We start from the raw sequence: 17,717 nt of genomic DNA on the forward strand, positions 1-17,717 counted from the left end.
CAACCGCTTTTCGCAATCAGCCGCCGAAGTCATTTCAGCGAAGCCTTCGATTATGCACTGCTTTTTCAAACCGCGTCAACTTCGAAGGAAGTTTTTTTACCCGACTCACTCACAGTCAATTCCGAAGAACCCACCGCGACTCACTTTGCAGTGACTGTCAGTCCAGCCCGCAAGTATATGCCAGGATTTGAGCCCGGCAAGCCCAGCGACCAAACAATCTTGCAATCGCGTTGCCCGTCTGGCCGCGGGCCCACATTGACGCACTGCAGACCCGAGAGAGTGCCTCCTCCGATAATCCGCACCACATGGCACTCATCACACTCCTCGACGCCCAACTGGCGTTCGGTCACGTCCCCCTGCTAGATCACGCGGACTTCTCTCTTCTTGAATCGGAGCGCATCGGCCTGATCGGGCGCAATGGCGCCGGCAAGTCCTCGATGCTCAAGATCCTCGGGGGCCTGGAGAAGACAGACGACGGCACTCTTCAATTGCAGCAGAACCTGCGCGTGGCCTACGTGGCCCAGGAACCGGCGCTCGACATGGACGCGGACGTGTTCACCGCCGCCAGCCAGGGCCTGGCCGAAGTCATTGCGGTGCGCGACCTCTATCTCTCCGGTGCGGACGGCCTCGACCTCGACGCCCTGCAGTCGAAGATCGAAGCCTTCGACGCCTGGAACTGGGAGCAGCGCGTGGAAGAAACGCTGCACCGCCTCCACCTCGACCGCAACGCGCGCGTCGGCTCCCTCTCTGGCGGCACGCGCAAGCGCGTTGCCCTGGCCCAGGCCCTGGTGGCCGCCCCCGACGTCCTCCTGCTGGACGAGCCCACCAACCACCTGGACCTCGACTCCATCGAATGGCTCGAACAGCTGCTCATCGACTTCAAGGGCAGCGTCGTCACCATCACCCACGACCGCAGCTTCCTGAACCGCGTGGCGACCCGCATCGTCGAGCTCGACCGCGGCAAGCTGAACTCCTACCCCGGCAACTTCGAGCAATACCTTCTGCAGAAGGAAGAACAACTCGCCCAGGAGGCGGTCATCAGCGCCAAGGCCGACAAGCTGCTGGCCCAGGAAGAAATCTGGATCCGCAAGGGCGTGGAAGCGCGCCGCACGCGCAGCCAGAGCCGCATCACCCGCCTGCAGGAGCTGCGCGCCAGCCGCACCGCCCGGCGCGAGGTGCAGGGCAGCGTGAACATGGACGTGGCGTCCGGCCAGTCCAGCGGCAAGATCGTGGCCGAGCTCACCGAGGCGACCAAGTCCTTCGGCGAGAAGACCGTGATCCGCAACTTCAGCGGCACCATCCTGCGCGGCGACAAGGTCGGCCTGCTCGGCCCCAACGGCGCGGGCAAGACCACGCTGCTGAAGCTCATCCTGGGCGAGCTCGAGCCCGACAGCGGCAAGATCCGCCGCGGCACCAACCTGCAGGTGGCGTATTTCGACCAGATGCGCGACAAGCTCGACCTCGACGCCACCCTGGAAGACTTCATCAGCCCTGGCAGCGAGTGGATCGAGATCGGCAGCCAGCGCAAGCACGTGAAGAGCTACCTGTCGGACTTTCTCTTCTCCCCCGCGCGCGCCAACTCCCCCGTGCGCTCCCTCAGCGGCGGTGAGCGCAACCGCCTGCTGCTCGCGCGCTTGTTCGCCCGCCCCGCCAACGTGCTGGTGCTCGACGAGCCGACCAACGACCTGGACATCGACACGCTCGAACTGCTCGAAAGCCTGCTGCAGGACTACGACGGCACCGTGTTCCTCGTGAGCCACGACCGCACTTTCCTCGACAACGTGGTCACCAGCACCATCGCCTACGAAGGCGACGGGCGCTGGCGCGAGTACGAGGGCAGCGTGCAGGACTGGCTGATCCAGTCCAAGCGCGCCCGCGAAATCGCCGAACAGCGCGCCGCCTCGGCTCCGGCGTCTGCCCCGACGCCAGCGGCCACCCCCGCGCCCGCCGCCGAAGCCCCCGCCCCCAAGGCGGCAAGCGCGCGCAAGAAGCTCTCATATAAGGAGCAGCGCGAACTCGACGCCCTCCCCGCGCAGATCACCGCCCTCGAAGGCGAGCAGAAGCGCATCACGGAAATGCTCGAGCTCGACGGCGGCGCCCTCTACGCCAGCGACGCCTCGCGCGCCGCCGAGCTGGCCGAACGCCACGCCAGGATCGACGACGAACTGCTCGCCGCCCTCGAGCGCCAGGAAGAATTGGGCGCCACGCGCTGACCGGCGACCCCGCCGGCACCGGTCGTCCGCCCGTCCGACGCGCGGCGGGCGCCGACTAGGCTATACATGCGGCTAACCCCTCAAAGCCCCGGTCCAAGCCCCGGGGGAGCCGCATGCCTTCTTCCTTCCAGACGCTGTTCCGCCGGTCTGCAGCGCTCCTTGCGCTGGTGATCCTGGGCGCCTGCGCGCAACTGCCGCAGAACGTCGACCGGCCCGTCTCCCACGCAATCGCCTCCCCCACCACCGGCACCGCGCTGGCCGACCTGGTGCAGCAGCGCCGGCAGGCCGACAAGGCGCGTTATGAATCCGGCTTCCTGCTGCTGGGCGGTCCGCAGGCCGCCTACGGCAGCCGGCTCGCGCTGGTCGAGGGCGCCCAGAAGACGCTGGACCTGCAGTACTACGCCATTCACGCCGACGCCAGCACCGGCCGGCTGGTGCGCGGGCTGCGCGCGGCGGCCGAGCGCGGGGTGCGCGTGCGCGTGCTGCTCGACGACTTCCACACCACCGGGCGCGACGCGCTGGTGCTGGGCCTGGCCTTCATCCCGAACATCGAGATGCGGCTGTTCAACCCGCTGGCCGGCTCGCGCGACTCGACCTTCAGCCGCCTGTTCAATTCGATCGACGACGCCTCGCGCATCCAGCAGCGCATGCACAACAAGCTGTTCCTGGCCGACAACGTGCTCGGCGTCACGGGCGGGCGCAACCTGGGCGATGCCTACTTCGGCAATGCGACCAACGGCAACTTCGTCGACGTCGACGTGCTGGCGGCCGGCCCGATCGTGCAAGACCTGTCGCGCAGCTTCGACAGCTACTGGAACAACGAGCGCGCCTACCCGGTGCAGTCGCTGGTCACGCGCGAAGAGTTGCAGGCCATGCGCGACCGCGCGAAAAAGGCCGACCAGGAACTGGTCGCGCAGGCCACCCGCGACCACGACGAAAAACCCAGCGACGACGCACCGCCCACCGCCGAGCAGCGCGCCCGCGCCTGGGACGAGAAACCGCTCGACCTGCGCACCGCCACCTTCGTCTGGGCGCCGGCCGTGATGCTGGCCGACAAGCCCGGCAAGATCGCCGCCGATTCCGCCTCCGGCCCCGACACCCCCAAGGCGCCGGGCCTGGTGGTGAGCCAGCCCGACGACAAGGCCGGCACCTCGCGCGGCGTGGCCTCGCTGGAAGCCGCGTCCGACCTGGCCGCCAACGGCGACACCGTGGTCGAGGGCCTGCTGCAGCTGATCGGCCAGGCGCGCTCCGACCTGCTCATCATTTCCCCCTACTTCGTGCCCGGCAAGGACATGCTGCAGGCCTTTTCCGCGGCGCGCGCGCGTGGCGTGCGCATCCGGGTGCTGACCAATTCTTTGGCGTCGAACGACGCGCCGGTGGCGCACGTGGGCTATGCGCGGCACCGCGAGGCGCTGCTGAAGATGGGCATCGAGCTGTACGAACTGCGCAGCGAGCAGAGCAATTTCGGCAGCGTGTTCGGTTCTTCAGGCGGCAGCGGCGGCGGCGCGGGTGCAGGCTCCGGCAGCGGGTCCGGCAGCGTCACGGGCGAATCGCGCGCCATGCTGCACTCCAAGGTGCTGGTCATGGACGGCCGGCTGCTGGTGGTCGGCTCGATGAACCTCGACCTGCGCTCGCAGCTGCAGAACACCGAGATCGCGCTGCTGATCCGCAGCAACGAGCTTTCGCGCGCGGCGTCGGAGCAGATCGAGCGCGGCATGGACGAGCGCTCGTGGCACGTGGAGCTGGTCGACGGCTCGCTGGTGTGGCGAGCCCCGAAGGACAGCAAGCTGCCGGACGCGACCTCCGAGCCCGACACCAGCGCCACGCTGCGGCTGATGCTGAAGCTCTTCGGGCCGCTGGCGCCCGACGAACTGCTCTAGGCAAGCTCAGTGCTTGTGCTGGTGCCCTGCCGCGGCGGCGGCATCGGCGCCTTCGGGCGCGCCCACCGGCAGCGTCACGTCCAGCGCGGTCTTCACGCCCTTGGCGTCCTCGAACTTCAGCGTGAACGGCACGCTCGCGCCCTTGGCCAGCGCGCCCTTCAGGTCCATCATCATCACGTGGTAGCCGCCGGGCTTGAGCTCGACGGTCTGGCCCGCGGGCAGGTCGAGGCCGCCGGGAAGCTCGCGCATCTTCATGACGTCGCCTTCCATCTTCATCTCGTGCACCTCGGCCGTGCCCGCCGCCGGGGTCGCGATGCCCACCAGCTTCGTGCCGGTGGGCGCGGTCAGCTTCATGAAGGCGCCCGTGCCGCTCTGGCCGGGCACCGACTGGCGCACCCAGCCGTCGCGCACGTCGACCGTGGCCACGCCCTGCGCCACCACGTTCAGCCTGGCGGCCGGGCTCTTCAGGCCCGCGGTCGAACTGCCCGAGGCCGGCACCTCGGCCCAGTCGGCCACGCCGGTGTCGCAGGTCTGCAGCACCTTGAACCACAGCGTCCCGGGCGCCGCGGGCACCTTGCCGCGCAGCACGAACTCGGCGCGCTCGCTGCCGGGCAGGGCGCTGCCGGGCGTCTCGGCGGTCCAGCGCACTTCGCCGTCGCCGTTCTTCGTCACGTCGAGCTTCCAGCCCTTGCGTGCCTGCGCGTCGCTCAGCACGAAGCCCTTGGGCAGGCGCACGGCCAGCCCGGTGGTGGCCTTGGCGCCTTCGCAGGCATGGCCCACGCGGAAGGCCGCGTTGTAGTCGCTGCCCACGGTGGCCGCGCCCGGCGGCAGCGTGACGTGCGCAAATGCGGCGCCCATGCCGCACAGCATGGCGCATGCCGCCAGGGTCTTGAGCGCGGGCTTCGAATAGTTCGTCATGTCGTGTCGTCCTTGCAGGTGGAGTGAGAGAGTCAAAGGTCGAACTTCAGTTCGGCCACGTAGGTGCGTTGCGGGTACGGGTGGAAGGCCCAGTACTTGTTGTTGTTCAGGTTGTCGATGCCGAAGGACGCGCTCCACTGCCGGTCGATCCGGTAGCGTATGCGCGCGTCGACCACGAAGAACTTCGAGAAGCCCATGTACGCGGCGCCGTTGGGGTCGCTGTTGTCGAGCGTGCCGTACTGCTTGCCGCTGTAGCGCGCGCCGACCGTGTAGCTCCACCTGGCGTCGGGCCGGTAGGTGGCCAGCAGCGTGGCGCGCACCTTGGGCACGCGCGGCTGGTCCTGCCCGACGCTGGCCGCGAAGCCGCTGTTGGCGGCGATCTTCGAGCGCGTGAGCGTCAGGCTGCCGCTCAGGTCGAAGCCCTGCACGCCCACATCGACCGCGTTCAGCGCCACCTCCAGCCCGCGCGTGCGGATGGCGTCCACGTTCTGCACCGTGCTCACCAGGTTGTTCAGCGCCTGGCTGTACAGCGCGTCCTTGGTGTTCTCGAAGAACAGCGTGGTGCGCAGCACGCCATCGAGCCCCCAGCCCTTCAGGTCGCGCTCGGCGCTGAGCTCGGTGGTCCACGAGCGCTCGGGGCGCAGGTTGGGGTTGGTGTTGACGATGCGGTTGCCGTCGATGGAGCCCTGGTACAGCTCGCTCACCGTGGGCATGCGCACGGCACGGCCGGTCGAGGCCTTCAGCAGCCAGTCGGAGGTGGCCTGCCAGGCGACGGCGGCCTTGGGCGAGTCGTAGCTGTTCTTGCGCGGCGCGAAGCCGATCAGCGTGCTGGCGTTGCCGAGCTGGCCGCCGTAGGCCTCCCAGCGTTCGTGGCGCAGGCCGAGCGTGGTCTTCCAGTCTTTCGCGAAGCGCCAGGTGTCCTGCACGTAGAGCGACTGCAGCCGGGTGTTGCCGTTGAAGGCCGAGAACGGCGTCACGGGCGAGCCGTCGAGCCAGTCGAGCGTGTTGCCGACGCTGGTGCGCAGGCGGGCCGTGTCCTGCTGGAAGCCGAAGTCGACCACGTGCGCGCCCACGCCCTCGGCCGAGCCGGTGGGCCGCCAGGTGCCGGCCGCCTTGAAGGTGTTCCAGCCCGAGCCGCCCATGTCGGTGGTGCGCCCCGGCCCGCCGTTGAAGGCGCCCGGCAGCGGCGTGGTCGGCGTGCGCGAGGTGTCGCTCGCGTAGTCGAACAGGCTGGCGGCCACCTCCCAGTCGAACACGCCGCCGGTGTGGCTCTTCACCGAGAGGCCGTGCATGTAGTGCGTGAGCGCGGTTTCGGTGGGCGCGAGCGCGGCGCTGGGCGCGTCGAGGTTGTAGCTGCGCCCGCCGATGTTCACGCGCCCGCCGTACACCGGCCGGCCGAGCGCGTCGCGCAGCCAGGTGTCGACGCCGCCGTGCGTGGTGTTGTTCCAGGCGCCCAGCGTGTAGGTGGCGCGCACGGTGGGTGAGAAGTCGTACGCCACCTTCAGCTTGGCCTGCTCCTGCCTGGTGTCGTAGATGGTGGAGCCGCCCACCAGCCACCACGGCTGGTTCGACGGGTTCAGCCCGAGCACTGCGCCCGTGACCGGCGTGCCCGCGTTGCCGAGCGTGCCGGCGCTCACGAGCCGGTTGCCGAACACCAGCGCCTGCCCCTTGCTGTGGGTGCGCGAGGCGCTGAGCCACCACGACCAATCGCCGCTGCGGCTGCCCAGCGACAGGTCCAGCTGCTGGCCGGCCGGGGACGAGTGGCTGTTGTACAGGTCGAAGTTCGACACGAAGCCGCTCAGCTTGACGTGCGCCTCCAGCTGCGTGGGCATGCGCGTGACGTAGTCGACCACCGCGCCCACCGAGTTGCCGGGGTACGCCGCCGAGAACGGTCCGTAGAGCACGTCGACGCGCTCGATTTCCTCGGGCGACACCATGCCCCAGCGCGGCGCGTAGGTGGCGCCGTTGCCCAGCGGGTTCGACAGCATGATGCCGTCGGCATAGACCATCGAGCGCGCGCTGTTGCCCGTGCCCGAGGCGCGCGTGGCGAGCACGGCGTGGTTGAAGTCGCCGATGTAGCGCTTGCGCACGACCAGGCTGGGCAGGTACTTGAGCGCGTCTTCGCTGTCGGTGGCGTTGACGGTTTCCACGATCTGGTCGTGCGTGACGCCTTCGATGGTGGTCGGGATCTGCGCGGGCAGCGAGGTCGGGCGGCCGCCGGTCACGGTGACGGTGCTCAAGGCACCGGAAGCACCGGATGCCCCGGAAGCACGGGCGTTGCCGGGAACCTCAGCGACCTCGGCGTTTTCGGCGGTGTTCGCCTGCTGCGCCAGCGCGGGCGCGGCGAACGGAAAAATGGGAAACGCCATGGCGATCGCCAGGGCGCGGGAATGCTTTTTCAAGGGGAACCTTCTCCACGAAACTTCGAGCCGAACAGGCCGCGTGCGCACGTCGGTCGTGCGCATGCGGCATGGGTTGCGAAAGCGTCAGGAGAAGGTCGGGGGCCCGCGCGCCGGCAACGGCGCGGCGGTGGCCGCGGCCAGGCGCGCGGCGGGAATCGACTGGACCACGCGGCCCAGCGGCAAGGGAAGATCGAAAGCGGGCACCGCCAGGGCCGGCGGCGGCGCGCCGGTCAGCACGCACAGCGGGCAGTCCATGTGGGAGGCGCCCATTTCCTGCGCGCCGTCCTCGGTGTGGACCACCACCTTGATGGAGCCGACGCTGGAGCACACCAGCTCCATCGCCTGCGGATGCACCAGCGGAGAGGCCACCGCCACGCCCAGCGACAGCACGAACCACAGCAGCACCCAGCGGCCGACGAGGCCGAGGAAGCGGGTGTGGGGGCGCAGCAGGTGCATGGCGGTCGCGATTATCTGCGCACTTTGCCCTTGGCGGCAGGGGCCGCGGCCTTGGCCGGGGCCTTCGCGGGTGCCTTGCCGGCGGCCTTGGCCGGCGCCTTGCCGCCCTTGGGCGCCGGTGCCGCCTTGCCACCCTTGGCCGTCGGCACTCCCTTTGCGCCCCTTTGAGTGGCCTGCCCGCGCTGGCCCTTCACGGCCTTGCCGCCGCGCACGGCCCGGGGCGCGGGCGAAGGCGCCGCCAGCGCCGCCATCGGCGCCGCCGTCTGGGCCTGCGCGTCGGTCAGCACCGGCGTCACGGTGAAGCCGCGCGCCGCCATCAGCGTGGGCAACCCCTGCGCGCCGATCATGTGCAGCGCGCCCACGGCGGCGAACACGCCCTTGCCGCCGGCATGCAGGCGCTCGATGCCGTCGGCCAGGTTCGGGTTGCGGTCGTCGAGCAGGCGCTTCATGAGCCGCTGCTCGGCGGGGGTGTTGAGGCAGTCGCACCAGTCGGCGTAGCGGGCCAGGCGGGCCGCGTCGCTGCGCGCCCACACGTCGGCCAGCTCCTTCAGCTGGCCGCGCAGCTTGCCCGACTCCAGCTCGTCGAGCGCCGCGTCGATCTGCTCGCCCTCCTCGGCCTCCGATTCGCCGGTGAGCACCTTCAGCTGGGCGGCGGCGCTTTCGAGCGCGACGATCGGCTTGTTGCTGTTGCGGGCCGACACGGCCAGGGTTTCGTCCACGCCGAACTCGGGGTACAGCCCGTCGGCGCGCGCCACCAGCCCGGCCAGCGCCGTGACCTGCAGGATGGGCTGCAGCTTCGACAGCGCACCCGGCGGCACGCAGGCCTCGGCGTTCTGGCGCTCCAGGCGACGGGCGCGCTCGCCGGTGAGCACGCGCGCCAGCGCCTCGGGGTCGGCCGGCCGGGCCATGGCGGCGGCGGTGGCCTCGTCGCGCGAGTCGATTTCCAGCGCCAGCGTGTCGCTCTGGGTCAGCGCCTTCTGGATGGTCGGGCCGGGGCGCACCCAGTCGCCGCGCCCGACGTGGATGGTTCCGTACAGCCACGAGGTGCGCCCGTCGCGCTCGATGCGCCAGAGCATGCCGCGGTCGACGCCGTTGCGCAGCGCGGTGCCGGGCTTTTCGAGGCTGGCGATGGCCGAGGGCGGGCAGGCGGCCTGCGCCGCCGAGAAAGTGAACACGCAGCAGGCGCCGGCCAGCAGCTGGCGCGGCAGCCGCGGCAGTCGCGCCAGCCGCGACCACTGCGACAGAGGCCGCAGCCCCTTCACGAGGCGCAAGGGCGCTGAAAAGTCGATGTCGCGCATCTGGGCGACGAGGATCCGGAGTATCCGCAAGGCTTGCTCCACGATGAAAGAAAGTCCGGCATTCTCACAGCAGCGCTGCCCATAATCCGAAACCATGCAGAGCATCTTCCACCTTGCCTTTCACGTTCGTGACCTCGATGGTGCCCGCCGTTTCTACGGCGACGTCCTCGGTTGCGCCGAGGGCCGCAGCACCGACACCTGGGTCGATTTCGACTTTTTCGGCCACCAGATTTCGCTCCATCTCGGCGAGCCCTTCGCCACCGCGCGCACCGGCCGCGTCGGCGACGTGATGGTCCCCATGCCGCACTTCGGCCTGGCGCTCGCCCTGCCCGACTGGCAGGCCATGGCCGCGCGCCTGGAGGCCGCCAGCACCGAATTCCTGCTGAAGCCGCAGGTGCGCTTCGAAGGCCAGCCCGGCGAGCAATGGACGATGTTCTTCCACGACCCGTTCGGCAATCCGATCGAGGTCAAGGGTTTCCGTTCCCTGGACACCCTCTACGACAAGTGAGCACGCCACGTGAGCCCGCGCCGCGCCATGTCCCGCCAACCCGCCGCTGACGACGCTCCGGTCACGCGGGGGGTGGGACGGCTGTTCGGGCGCGCAATGGCCGCATTGGTTCCCCTGGTCGTCGCCGTCGCGGCCCACGCCCAGCAGGACTGCGAGCTCAACGGCCGCGGCGTGAACCCGGCCAACGGCGCCACCACGGCCGGCAAGACCGGCCTGCTGCGCTGCAAGGACCGCGCGAGCGGCGAGCTGCAGCGCGAGGAACAGGTGCAGAACGGCGTGTCGATGGGCCTGGTGCGCATCTACGAGAAGGGCAAGCTGGCCAAGGAGCACAGCGTCAACGCCAAGGGCAACATCCAGGGCCGCGCCCGGGAGTTCTCGCCCACCGGCCGCGTGCTGCGCGAGGCCACCTACGACGACGGCCAGGAACGCGGCCTGGTGCGCAGCTTCTACCCCGACGGCAAGCTGCGCCGCGCCATGTTCTACCCCGACACCGGCAACGGCAGCGAGCGGGCCTCGGTCGAGTTCACCGAGCGCGGGCAGCTTTCGGCCCTGCGCTGCGCCGACACCCCGGCGCTGGCGCCGGTGGTCGACGACGCCAAGCTCTGCGGCTTCTCGGGCACGGGCCCCTCGCAAGTGGAGCTGTTCGACGCGGGCGGCAACCTGCGCTCGCGGCTGGCCTATGTGTCGGGCAAGCGCGTGCGCTCGCAGAGCTTCTACGACAACGGCAAGACCGCCGTGCTCGACGAAACCGTCGGCAACCAGCGCACCGAGCAGAACTATTCGTCGGAAGGCGTGAAGCGCCGCGAAACGGCCTACCTGCTGCAGGAGCGCACCAGCGTGCGCATCCGCGAGCAGGCATTTTCAGAAAAAGGCACGCTGGTGCGCGACCAGCGCTGGAACAGCGCGGGCGAGCCGATCGTGGACGACAGCTACTACCTGAACGGCCAGCCGAGCAGCAAATCCGCGTACAGCGGCGGGGGCGGAACCGGCGACGCGCGTTCGGTCGAGGTCACCGAGTTCTACGACAGCGGCGAGCGCGCCGCGCAGGGCCGCTACCAGCTGGCGAGCCGCGGCCGGCAGACGCCCGTGGGCACCCACCAGCGCTTCAGCGAAAAAGGCACGCTGCTGGCCGAGTCGACCTTCGACACCAAGGGCCGCGTGACGCGCGAGCGGGTCTGGGACGAGAACGGCGAACTGCAGCGCGACGACGAGGTCTTCGAGGACGGCTCGCGCAAGGCGTTCTCCAAATAAGGCTCGCCCCCAGGCTGCGCGCACTTCGTGTCGCTTCGCCAACCCCCTGCCGGGGGCAACACCTGCGGCCCGGCGAAGCCGGTTCCGCGGTGTTTCCCGAAAAATCGGGTGCAAGCCGAAAAAAGCCTGCTGCCGGGTCAGTCGAGCTTGATGCCGGCCTGCTTGATGATCGGCCCCCAGCGCTTGGACTCCGCGCGCGACAGCGCCGCGAACTGCGCCGGCGTGCCGGGCATGGCTTCCATGCCGAAGTCTTCGAAGCGCTTCTGCACGGTGGGCGTGCCGAAGGCCTTGTTCAGGTCGCCGTTGAGCTTGGTCACCACCGCGGGCGACAGGTTGGCCGGGCCCAGGATGCCCTGGAACGCGAACACCTCCGTGTTGGGCACGCCCACTTCGGCCAGCGTCGGCACGTTGGGCAGCAGCTTGCTGCGCGCGCCCGAGCCGATGGCCAGCACCCGCACCTTGTTGCTCTGCATGATCGACAGGCCCGAGGCCAGGTCGAGGAACATGCACGGCACCTGCCCGCCCATCACGTCGGCCATGGCCGGCGCGGCGCCGCGGTACGGAATGTGGGTGATGAAGGTGCCGGTGCGCACCTTGAACATTTCCATGGCCAGGTGGTGCGGCGAGCCGTTGCCCGGCGACGCGTAGTTCACCTTGCCGGGGTTGGCCTTCACGTAGGCCAGGAACTCCTTGAAGGTCTTGGCCGGAAAGTCGGGGTGCACCACCAGCGCCAGCGGAAACTTGCCGATCGCGCCGATGTAGGTGAAGTCCTTTTCCGGGCTGAACGGCAGCTTGCTGAACAGGTGCTCGTTGAAGGCCAGCACCGCGTTGTCGGCCGACAGGATGGTGTAGCCGTCGGGCTTGCTCTTGGCGACCAGGTCGGCGCCGATGTTGGTCGAGGCGCCGGGGCGGTTGTCGACCACGATCTGCTGGCCCAGCGTCTGGCGCATCGATTCGGCCAGCACGCGCGCGATCACGTCGGTGCCGCCGCCCGCCGGGTAGGGCACGACCCACTTGATGAGCTGCTGGGGGTACTCCTGCGCATGGGCGAAGGGCGAGGCGGCCACGGCGGCGCCGGAGGCGAGCGTGGCGAGAAGGGTGCGGCGATCCATGGATCAGTCTCCAGTTTGTAATTCGAAAGCGGACAGGGATGGTACGGGCAGCGCGTGCAGCGCGTCGGCCAGCGCGGCGCGGCAGCGCGCCTCGTCGCCGACCTGCTCGAACAGCAGCAGCGCCAGGCGCGCGAGGAACAGCGATTCGCGCTCCACGCCGGCTTCGCTGATGGCGCGCGCGCACTCGGCATAGAGGCGGTCGCGGGCGTCCGGGTGAAGGGGATGCGACGGTTGCAGGGGTGTGGTGCTCATGCCAGGGTCTCCAGGCGCGCGGCCGCTGCGCGTGCCAGCGCAGGTTGCAGGGCGCCGGCCGGCAGGCGGTGCCAGCGCGCGGCCACGTGGCCGTCAGGGCGCAGCAGGTAGACGGCACCGTCCTGCGCGCCGAGCGCGGCGAAGACAGCAGGCGATGCGTGCGCGTCCGCCGCCTCGGTGCCGGGGCTGGCGACCGTGCGCACGGCGAAGGGCAACGCGCCGTCGCGTGCCGCGGCAAGGTCCGCCGCCGGCGGCGACGCCAGCTCGGGCCGCAGCACCAGCAGCGTGAAAGCCGGCGCGACCAGGTCCGTGAGGTGGCCGCGTTCGAGCGGCTGCTCGGGCATCACCTCGCCCGGCAGCGGGCCGGCGGGCAAGGTGTCGCCGTCGCTCGACAGCGGCGAATCGGCATAGCGCACCGCCTGCGTCTGGCGCGGGTTGATGAGCTGCGCGATGCCGCGGTGCGCCTCCGACAGCGACAGCGCCGCCTCGCGCAGCAGGTCGAAGCCGCGCGAGGGCGGCGACATGAACTCGGTGCTGCGCATCGCGTTCTCGGCGTTGACGTGGAAGGCCGCGATGCGCTCCTGCGAGTACGAGTCCAGCAGCGCCGCGTCCGACACGCCCTTGGCCACGAGGGCCAGCTTCCAGCCCAGGTTGTCCGCGTCGTCGAAGCCCGAGTTGAGCCCGCGCACGCCGAAGATCGGCATTGCATGCGCCGCGTTGCCCGCGAACAGCACGCGGGCGTGGCGATAGCTGTCGAGCGTCATCGCGCCGGCGCGGTACACCGAGGTCCACACCGTCTTCCACGGCAGGTGGCCTTCGCCGATGGCGTCGAGGTGGCGCTGCACGAACTCGGCCACGGCCGGCGGCTGCAGCGCCTCTTCGGTGCTCTGGCCGGGGCGCAGCTGGTAGTCGATGCGCCAGATGTCGTCGGGCTGGCGGTGCATGAGCACGGTCGAGCCGGGGTTCCACGGCGGGTCGAACCAGGCGCGGCGCTCGGTCGGGTGGCCGCTGCGCAGCTCGATGTCGATGATCACGTAGCGGCCTTCGTAGCCCGTGCCTTCCAGCGCGAGCCCCATCGCCTTGCGCACGAAGCTCTGGCCGCCGTCGCAGGCCGCGAGCCACTGGCCATGCAGCCGGTAGGCGCCCTCGGGGTTGCGCACGTCGAGCGTCACGCCGTCTTCGTCCTGCGCAAGGCCGGTGAGCTCGGTGCCCCAGCGGATGTCGATGAGCCCCGGCGTGGCCTCGTTGCGGCGGAAGATTTCTTCCAGCAGGTAATGCTCGGCGTAGTACTGCTCGAGGTTGATCATGGGCGGCAGCTTCTGCTGAGCGTCGGTCGGCATCTCGAAGCGGAACACCTCGGCCGTCTTGTAGAAGCTGCGCCCCACGCTCCACGGCAACCCCTTGCCCATGAAGCCGGGCAGCACGCCCAGGCGCTCCATGATCTCCAGGCTGCGCCGCGAGATGCAGGCCGCGCGGCTGCCCACGCACACCGTGTCGTCGGCCTCGAGGATCACGCAGCGCACGCCGTGGTTGGCCAGGCCCAGCGCCAGCGCCATGCCGACCGGGCCGCCGCCGGCGATCACCACCGGGTGGCGGCCGGGCTCGACGCCGCGCAGCTCACCGTGTTCGCCAGGGTCGACTTGCTCCAGCGGCGGCGTCCAGGGCTTGTAGCGGGTGTAGTGGAAGGCGCCGACCGAGGGCGGCAGTTCGGTGGCACTGGCCGGCGGCGGCACGGGGCCGCTGGCGGCATCGCCCGGGGCGGCTGCGGGAGGGTTCGTCATGCGACGGGATTGTCCCGATGCGCGGGCCGCGTCAATGTCATAACTTCGTACGAGGTATTTACCCTTGATCGTCCGATTCCAACCCGCATGAGCACCGCATGAGACGCTGGCGCATCCACCCCACCGACACCCCGCTGGCGGCCGCCGTGGTCGGCGACGTGCTGTCCGGCGTGGGCACCGCGCACCTGGCCACCAGCTACCTGAAGGCGATGCAGCGGGTGATGCCCGTCACCTTCTGCACCGTGTTCGCGGTGAGCGCCGCGGGCCGCATCGAGGCGGTGTCGGCCGCCAGCAGCTACGGCAGCACGGCCGAGCGCACGTCGGAGCGCTACGTGGCCCAGCGCTTCGACCTGCTCGACCCCAACATGGCCTGGCTCGCCGCGCGCAAGCTGCCGCCGCGCGCGCAGCTGTGGCTCGGCCACCAGCGCGCCGACGAGGTGGCCGACCCGGCCTACCGCGCGGCCTGCTACGGCGACGTGGGCATCCGCGAACGCGCGTCGGTGCTGTTGCTGCTGCCGACCGGGCAGCGCGTGGCCGTGAGCTTCTACCGCAGCCTGGCGCAGCCGGAGTTCGGCGCGCAGGACTTCGCGCTGATCGAATCGCACGCCACCCTGCTGGCCGATGCCACCGCGGCGCATGGGCGCAGCGCGGTGGCCGTGCGCGAAGCCGTGGAGCCGGCCCTTGCCTCGCGCCTGCTCACGTTGAGCCTTCGCGAGCGCGAGGTCATCGGGCACCTGATGGCCGGCCGGACGGCGAAGGAGGCGGCGCGGGGAATGGGGGTGGAGCTGACGACGGTGCGCACGCATCAGTACCGGGCGTTCCGGCGGTTGGGGATACGGTCGCAGAAGGAGTTGCTGCGGGGGGCGGTCGCCTAGTTGCGGCTGCGGCCTGGTACCGATCAGGTGGCGGTCATCGACAGCGCGTTTCGAACATGCAGTTCGAACACATGCGTCATTCTTTCGAGCACATGCAGCTCGGCGTCGTTCGGCGCGTGCGACTTGTCCAGCGCGTCGCGGACCTTGCCCCACGCGGGCAACAGCGCCCGTGCCATCTTTGCGAACTCGGCCAGCGTTTCGGGCAGGCGAAAGCCACAGTCTTCGCACAGCGCTTCCCACGAATGGCGGCCCACGGCATCGAAGGTTTCCTCGTCGCCGATGAACAGCGCCAGGCCGGTATCTCCGTATGCGCGCACGCACAGCAGGTCATAGAAAGGCGCGAGGCCGTAGCCCTTGTCGTCGACCAGCACCGACACGTTCTTGGCGTGCGCGTCCGAGTTGCCGATCAGGTAATTGAACATCACCCAGCGCTGGAACCGCAGCAGGTCGATGCCGCGCACGCCAATGCCGCGCAAGGCCTTGACCAGCAAGGGAACGCTCACCAGTCCCCCCGCGCGCTGGTACTTCCAGCCCGCGCCATGGCCCAGCAGCTGGCAGCCGTCGATCTGGTGAAGGCTCACGATGTTGCCGGCCGCCATGAGACGGTCGTAGCGCTCGACCACATAGGCCGCCTCCGGTATCCGCAGCAACCAGACGTCAGGCACCGGCAGGCGAAGCGCGCGGGCCAGCTTCATGCAGGCAAATTCGTTGATCGCGCTGGGCTGGTAGCGCGCCTGGCGCGTGTCCGGCTTGAGGATGTGCGTGGTCGGCGAATGACCGACACTGTCGCTCAGCCGCTGGGCCGCGGGATCGAAGCGCAGGCCGACCTTGTCTTGCGCGCCGGCCAGGGACATGGTCGCCTCGGCATTGGACAGGAGCAGCGGCGTGTGGTCCCGCTCCGCCAGCCGGCGGCTCAGCACCTCGAACGGCAACGCGCGGTATTCCTGCGCCGGCACCGGCCGTGCTTCGGACGGCAGCAACGAAAGCACGCCGGGAAGCTCCGCGCCCAAGCGCCCCAGCAATTCGAAAGACGAGGCGCCGCGCAAGTGAATGGCGCTGACGATGTCCTCGAGCGCCTCGGCCTCAGGCAGCAGGTTCTCGAAGAAAGACCGGACCGCGTGGCCGGTGTAGCGCTCCGCCGTCAGGCCAAACTGCGGCGCCAGCGCGTAGTGGCCCGGCTGTTCCAGCCATTGGGCGTCGTATTCGAAGAAGTACTCGGCGGCGGCATGACCGAACCACCCCATCGGGCGGGCGTTGGCCCAGATGCGCAGCCTGATCATCGGGCGCTCGCTCCGCCGTCTTGTTGCCAACCGTCGAGGCTGACCTTCAGCCCCAGGCCGGTCGCCAAGAGCAACAGCTTCAATACCGAGCAACGGCCCGGGTCGCTTTCCGCGTCCCGAATGAAAGACGGGCTGACGCCGCATACCGACGCGGCCTGTTCGCGCGACAGGCCTTGGCGTTTGCGCTCGGCCGTGAGTCGCGTGGCCAATTCGGGGAGAACGTCAGGGGCGAGCAGCATAATTTGACCTTATGAGAACATTATTGCTCTCAAATTAAGCAAATCAAGTGCATTTGCTCTTATGGGGTCAAATTCAAGTTTTTGACCTTATGAGGTCAAAACCTGCCGTCATCGCCATCAAACCTAGGTTTTTGACCTCATAGGGTCAAAAACGTCAGCCCTTGGCCGCCTCTCCCTCGTTCCCCTGCGCCTTCACCAACGACACCGGCGCCTCCTTCGGCCGTCCACCGGTCGACACGATCTCCTGGTCGATCGCCCCGAACAGCGAGCGCCCATCCAGCCCCTTCATCTCGATGCGGATCGTGTCGCCGAACTTCATGAACTCGGTGGACGGCTGGCCGTCCTGGATGGTCTCGATGCAGCGCTTCTCGGCGATGCACGAGTAGCCCTTGGGCCAGTCGGTGTGGCCGTTCTTTTCCACGCCCTTGTTGCTCACGGTGCCGCTGCCCACGATGCTGCCGGCGCGCACGTTGCGCGTCTTGGCGATGTGGGCGATGAGCTGGCCGAAGTGAAAGGTCATCTCGGGGCCGGCGTCGCACATGCCGACCTTGCGGCCGTTCCAGCTGCTGTGCAGCGCGAGGTGCACGCGGCCCTTCTGCCAGGCGTCGCCGAGTTCGTCGAGGGTCACGGCCACGGGGCTGAAGGCGGTGGCGGGCTTGCTCTGGAAAAAGCCGAAGCCCTTGGCCAGTTCGGCCGGGATAAGGTTGCGCAGGCTCACGTCGTTGGCCAGCATGACCAGGCGGATGCCCTCCAGCGCCTGCTCGGGCGTGGCGCCCATGCGCACGTCGCCGGTGACGACGGCGATCTCGGCCTCGAAGTCGATGCCCATGGCCTCGCTGGGCACGATGACGTCGTCGGTCGGGCCGAGGAAGTCGTCGCTGCCGCCCTGGTACATCAGCGGGTCTTGATAGAAGCTCTCGGGCACCTCGGCGTTGCGCGCCTTGCGCACCAGCTCCACATGGTTCAGGTAGGCCGAGCCGTCGGCCCACTGGTAGGCGCGCGGCAGCGGGGCCATGCACATGGCCGGGTCGAAGGGAAAGGCGTGGCGCGCGCGGCCGGTGTTCAGGGCGTCGTACAGGTCCTGCAGCTGCGGGCTCATGAAGCCCCAGTCGTCCAGCACCTGCTGCAGCCGGCTGGCGATGCCGGTGGCGTAGTGGGCGAGCGTGAGGTCGCGCGAGACAACGACGAGCTGGCCGTCGCGCGAGCCGTCCTTCAGGGTGGCGAGTTTCATGATGCGGTGCGTGCCTGCGTG

At 69.4% G+C, this 17,717-nt stretch carries 15 protein-coding genes; 5 read left to right on the top strand and 10 right to left on the bottom strand.

From position 1 onward, the window contains the following. Nucleotides 1–305 precede the first annotated feature (305 nt). Complete coding sequence (locus QTI51_RS38335) at nt 306–2,213, top strand: ATP-binding cassette domain-containing protein (protein WP_116914328.1); 1,908 nt, start codon at nt 306–308, stop codon at nt 2,211–2,213. Between the two features lie 113 nt (nt 2,214–2,326). Then, a complete protein-coding gene (locus QTI51_RS38340; RefSeq protein WP_116914329.1) occupies nt 2,327–4,093 on the top strand; it encodes a phospholipase D family protein in 1,767 nt (588 codons plus the stop codon). A gap of 6 nt (nt 4,094–4,099) precedes the next feature. Here the strand turns inward: QTI51_RS38340 and QTI51_RS38345 are convergent, their stop codons facing one another. The 4 genes from QTI51_RS38345 to QTI51_RS38360 form a co-directional block, all read right to left on the bottom strand. After that, nucleotides 4,100–5,011, bottom strand: a complete 912-nt coding sequence (locus QTI51_RS38345) for a copper chaperone PCu(A)C domain-containing protein (RefSeq protein ID WP_116914330.1) — start codon at nt 5,009–5,011, stop codon at nt 4,100–4,102. Nucleotides 5,012–5,043: 32 nt separating this feature from the next. Beyond that, nucleotides 5,044–7,380: a TonB-dependent receptor gene (locus tag QTI51_RS38350; protein ID WP_503011592.1), complete on the bottom strand. Its 2,337-nt coding sequence runs from the start codon at nt 7,378–7,380 to the stop codon at nt 5,044–5,046. A 117-nt stretch (nt 7,381–7,497) separates the two neighbouring features. After that, nucleotides 7,498–7,869 (bottom strand): DUF2946 family protein, encoded by a 372-nt coding sequence (locus QTI51_RS38355; protein WP_116914331.1) that lies wholly within the window; start codon nt 7,867–7,869, stop codon nt 7,498–7,500. Between the two features lie 11 nt (nt 7,870–7,880). Beyond that, nucleotides 7,881–9,197 (bottom strand): TraB/GumN family protein, encoded by a 1,317-nt coding sequence (locus QTI51_RS38360; RefSeq protein WP_286518401.1) that lies wholly within the window; start codon nt 9,195–9,197, stop codon nt 7,881–7,883. Nucleotides 9,198–9,261: 64 nt separating this feature from the next. Between QTI51_RS38360 and QTI51_RS38365 the strand changes: the two genes are divergently transcribed. Both QTI51_RS38365 and QTI51_RS38370 read left to right on the top strand, forming a co-directional pair. Beyond that, the gene (locus tag QTI51_RS38365) at nt 9,262–9,675 is read left to right on the top strand and encodes a VOC family protein (protein WP_116914333.1); all 414 of its coding nucleotides are present in this window, start codon (nt 9,262–9,264) and stop codon (nt 9,673–9,675) included. A 96-nt stretch (nt 9,676–9,771) separates the two neighbouring features. Then, complete coding sequence (locus QTI51_RS38370) at nt 9,772–10,926, top strand: toxin-antitoxin system YwqK family antitoxin (RefSeq protein WP_165840580.1); 1,155 nt, start codon at nt 9,772–9,774, stop codon at nt 10,924–10,926. Nucleotides 10,927–11,063: 137 nt separating this feature from the next. On the opposite strand, the gene QTI51_RS38375 is transcribed toward QTI51_RS38370, so the two are convergent. From QTI51_RS38375 to QTI51_RS38385, 3 genes are read right to left on the bottom strand one after another with little or no spacing between them, the layout of a single operon-like run. After that, nucleotides 11,064–12,038, bottom strand: coding sequence for a Bug family tripartite tricarboxylate transporter substrate binding protein (locus QTI51_RS38375; protein WP_116914334.1), 975 nt, complete (start codon nt 12,036–12,038; stop codon nt 11,064–11,066). 3 nt (nt 12,039–12,041) lie between these two features. After that, nucleotides 12,042–12,290, bottom strand: coding sequence for a hypothetical protein (locus QTI51_RS38380; RefSeq protein WP_116914335.1), 249 nt, complete (start codon nt 12,288–12,290; stop codon nt 12,042–12,044). Continuing rightward, nucleotides 12,287–14,071 (bottom strand): FAD-dependent monooxygenase, encoded by a 1,785-nt coding sequence (locus tag QTI51_RS38385; RefSeq protein WP_116914336.1) that lies wholly within the window; start codon nt 14,069–14,071, stop codon nt 12,287–12,289. The genes QTI51_RS38380 and QTI51_RS38385 overlap by 4 nt, the downstream gene beginning before the upstream one ends. A 98-nt stretch (nt 14,072–14,169) precedes the next feature. Here QTI51_RS38385 and QTI51_RS38390 point away from each other — a divergent pair, with 98 nt between their 5' ends. Then, nucleotides 14,170–14,946, top strand: a complete 777-nt coding sequence (locus QTI51_RS38390; protein WP_116914337.1) for a helix-turn-helix transcriptional regulator — start codon at nt 14,170–14,172, stop codon at nt 14,944–14,946. 23 nt (nt 14,947–14,969) lie between these two features. On the opposite strand, the gene QTI51_RS38395 is transcribed toward QTI51_RS38390, so the two are convergent. The 3 genes from QTI51_RS38395 to QTI51_RS38405 all read right to left on the bottom strand — a co-directional run bounded on the left by QTI51_RS38395 (nt 14,970) and on the right by QTI51_RS38405 (nt 17,696). Beyond that, nucleotides 14,970–16,226 carry a HipA domain-containing protein gene (locus QTI51_RS38395; RefSeq protein ID WP_116914338.1) on the bottom strand — a complete coding sequence of 419 codons (1,257 nt, stop codon included), beginning with the start codon at nt 16,224–16,226 and terminating at the stop codon, nt 14,970–14,972. Then, on the bottom strand, nt 16,223–16,465 hold the full coding sequence (locus QTI51_RS38400) for a helix-turn-helix domain-containing protein (RefSeq protein WP_116914339.1): 243 nt from the start codon (nt 16,463–16,465) through the stop codon (nt 16,223–16,225). Before QTI51_RS38400 ends, QTI51_RS38395 begins: the two co-directional genes overlap by 4 nt. A gap of 154 nt (nt 16,466–16,619) precedes the next feature. Beyond that, complete coding sequence (locus tag QTI51_RS38405) at nt 16,620–17,696, bottom strand: fumarylacetoacetate hydrolase family protein (RefSeq protein ID WP_116914340.1); 1,077 nt, start codon at nt 17,694–17,696, stop codon at nt 16,620–16,622. Between the last annotated feature and the right edge of the window lie 21 nt (nt 17,697–17,717).

Origin of the sequence: Variovorax sp. J22G73 (genome assembly GCF_030317035.1) — a bacterium.
GTDB lineage: Bacteria > Pseudomonadota > Gammaproteobacteria > Burkholderiales > Burkholderiaceae_C > Variovorax.

What these genes read in the sequence shown, in the direction of transcription:
- QTI51_RS38335 (WP_116914328.1), top strand. Translation starts at nt 306, where the DNA reads ATGGCACTCATCACACTCCTCGACGCCCAACTGGCGTTCGGTCACGTC.
- QTI51_RS38340 (WP_116914329.1), top strand. Translation starts at nt 2,327, where the DNA reads ATGCCTTCTTCCTTCCAGACGCTGTTCCGCCGGTCTGCAGCGCTCCTT.
- QTI51_RS38345 (WP_116914330.1), bottom strand. Translation starts at nt 5,011, where the DNA reads ATGACGAACTATTCGAAGCCCGCGCTCAAGACCCTGGCGGCATGCGCC.
- QTI51_RS38350 (WP_503011592.1), bottom strand. Translation starts at nt 7,380, where the DNA reads ATGGCGTTTCCCATTTTTCCGTTCGCCGCGCCCGCGCTGGCGCAGCAG.
- QTI51_RS38355 (WP_116914331.1), bottom strand. Translation starts at nt 7,869, where the DNA reads ATGCACCTGCTGCGCCCCCACACCCGCTTCCTCGGCCTCGTCGGCCGC.
- QTI51_RS38365 (WP_116914333.1), top strand. Translation starts at nt 9,262, where the DNA reads ATGCAGAGCATCTTCCACCTTGCCTTTCACGTTCGTGACCTCGATGGT.
- QTI51_RS38370 (WP_165840580.1), top strand. Translation starts at nt 9,772, where the DNA reads ATGGCCGCATTGGTTCCCCTGGTCGTCGCCGTCGCGGCCCACGCCCAG.
- QTI51_RS38375 (WP_116914334.1), bottom strand. Translation starts at nt 12,038, where the DNA reads ATGGATCGCCGCACCCTTCTCGCCACGCTCGCCTCCGGCGCCGCCGTG.
- QTI51_RS38380 (WP_116914335.1), bottom strand. Translation starts at nt 12,290, where the DNA reads ATGAGCACCACACCCCTGCAACCGTCGCATCCCCTTCACCCGGACGCC.
- QTI51_RS38385 (WP_116914336.1), bottom strand. Translation starts at nt 14,071, where the DNA reads ATGACGAACCCTCCCGCAGCCGCCCCGGGCGATGCCGCCAGCGGCCCC.
- QTI51_RS38390 (WP_116914337.1), top strand. Translation starts at nt 14,170, where the DNA reads ATGAGACGCTGGCGCATCCACCCCACCGACACCCCGCTGGCGGCCGCC.
- QTI51_RS38395 (WP_116914338.1), bottom strand. Translation starts at nt 16,226, where the DNA reads ATGATCAGGCTGCGCATCTGGGCCAACGCCCGCCCGATGGGGTGGTTC.
- QTI51_RS38400 (WP_116914339.1), bottom strand. Translation starts at nt 16,465, where the DNA reads ATGCTGCTCGCCCCTGACGTTCTCCCCGAATTGGCCACGCGACTCACG.
- QTI51_RS38405 (WP_116914340.1), bottom strand. Translation starts at nt 17,696, where the DNA reads ATGAAACTCGCCACCCTGAAGGACGGCTCGCGCGACGGCCAGCTCGTC.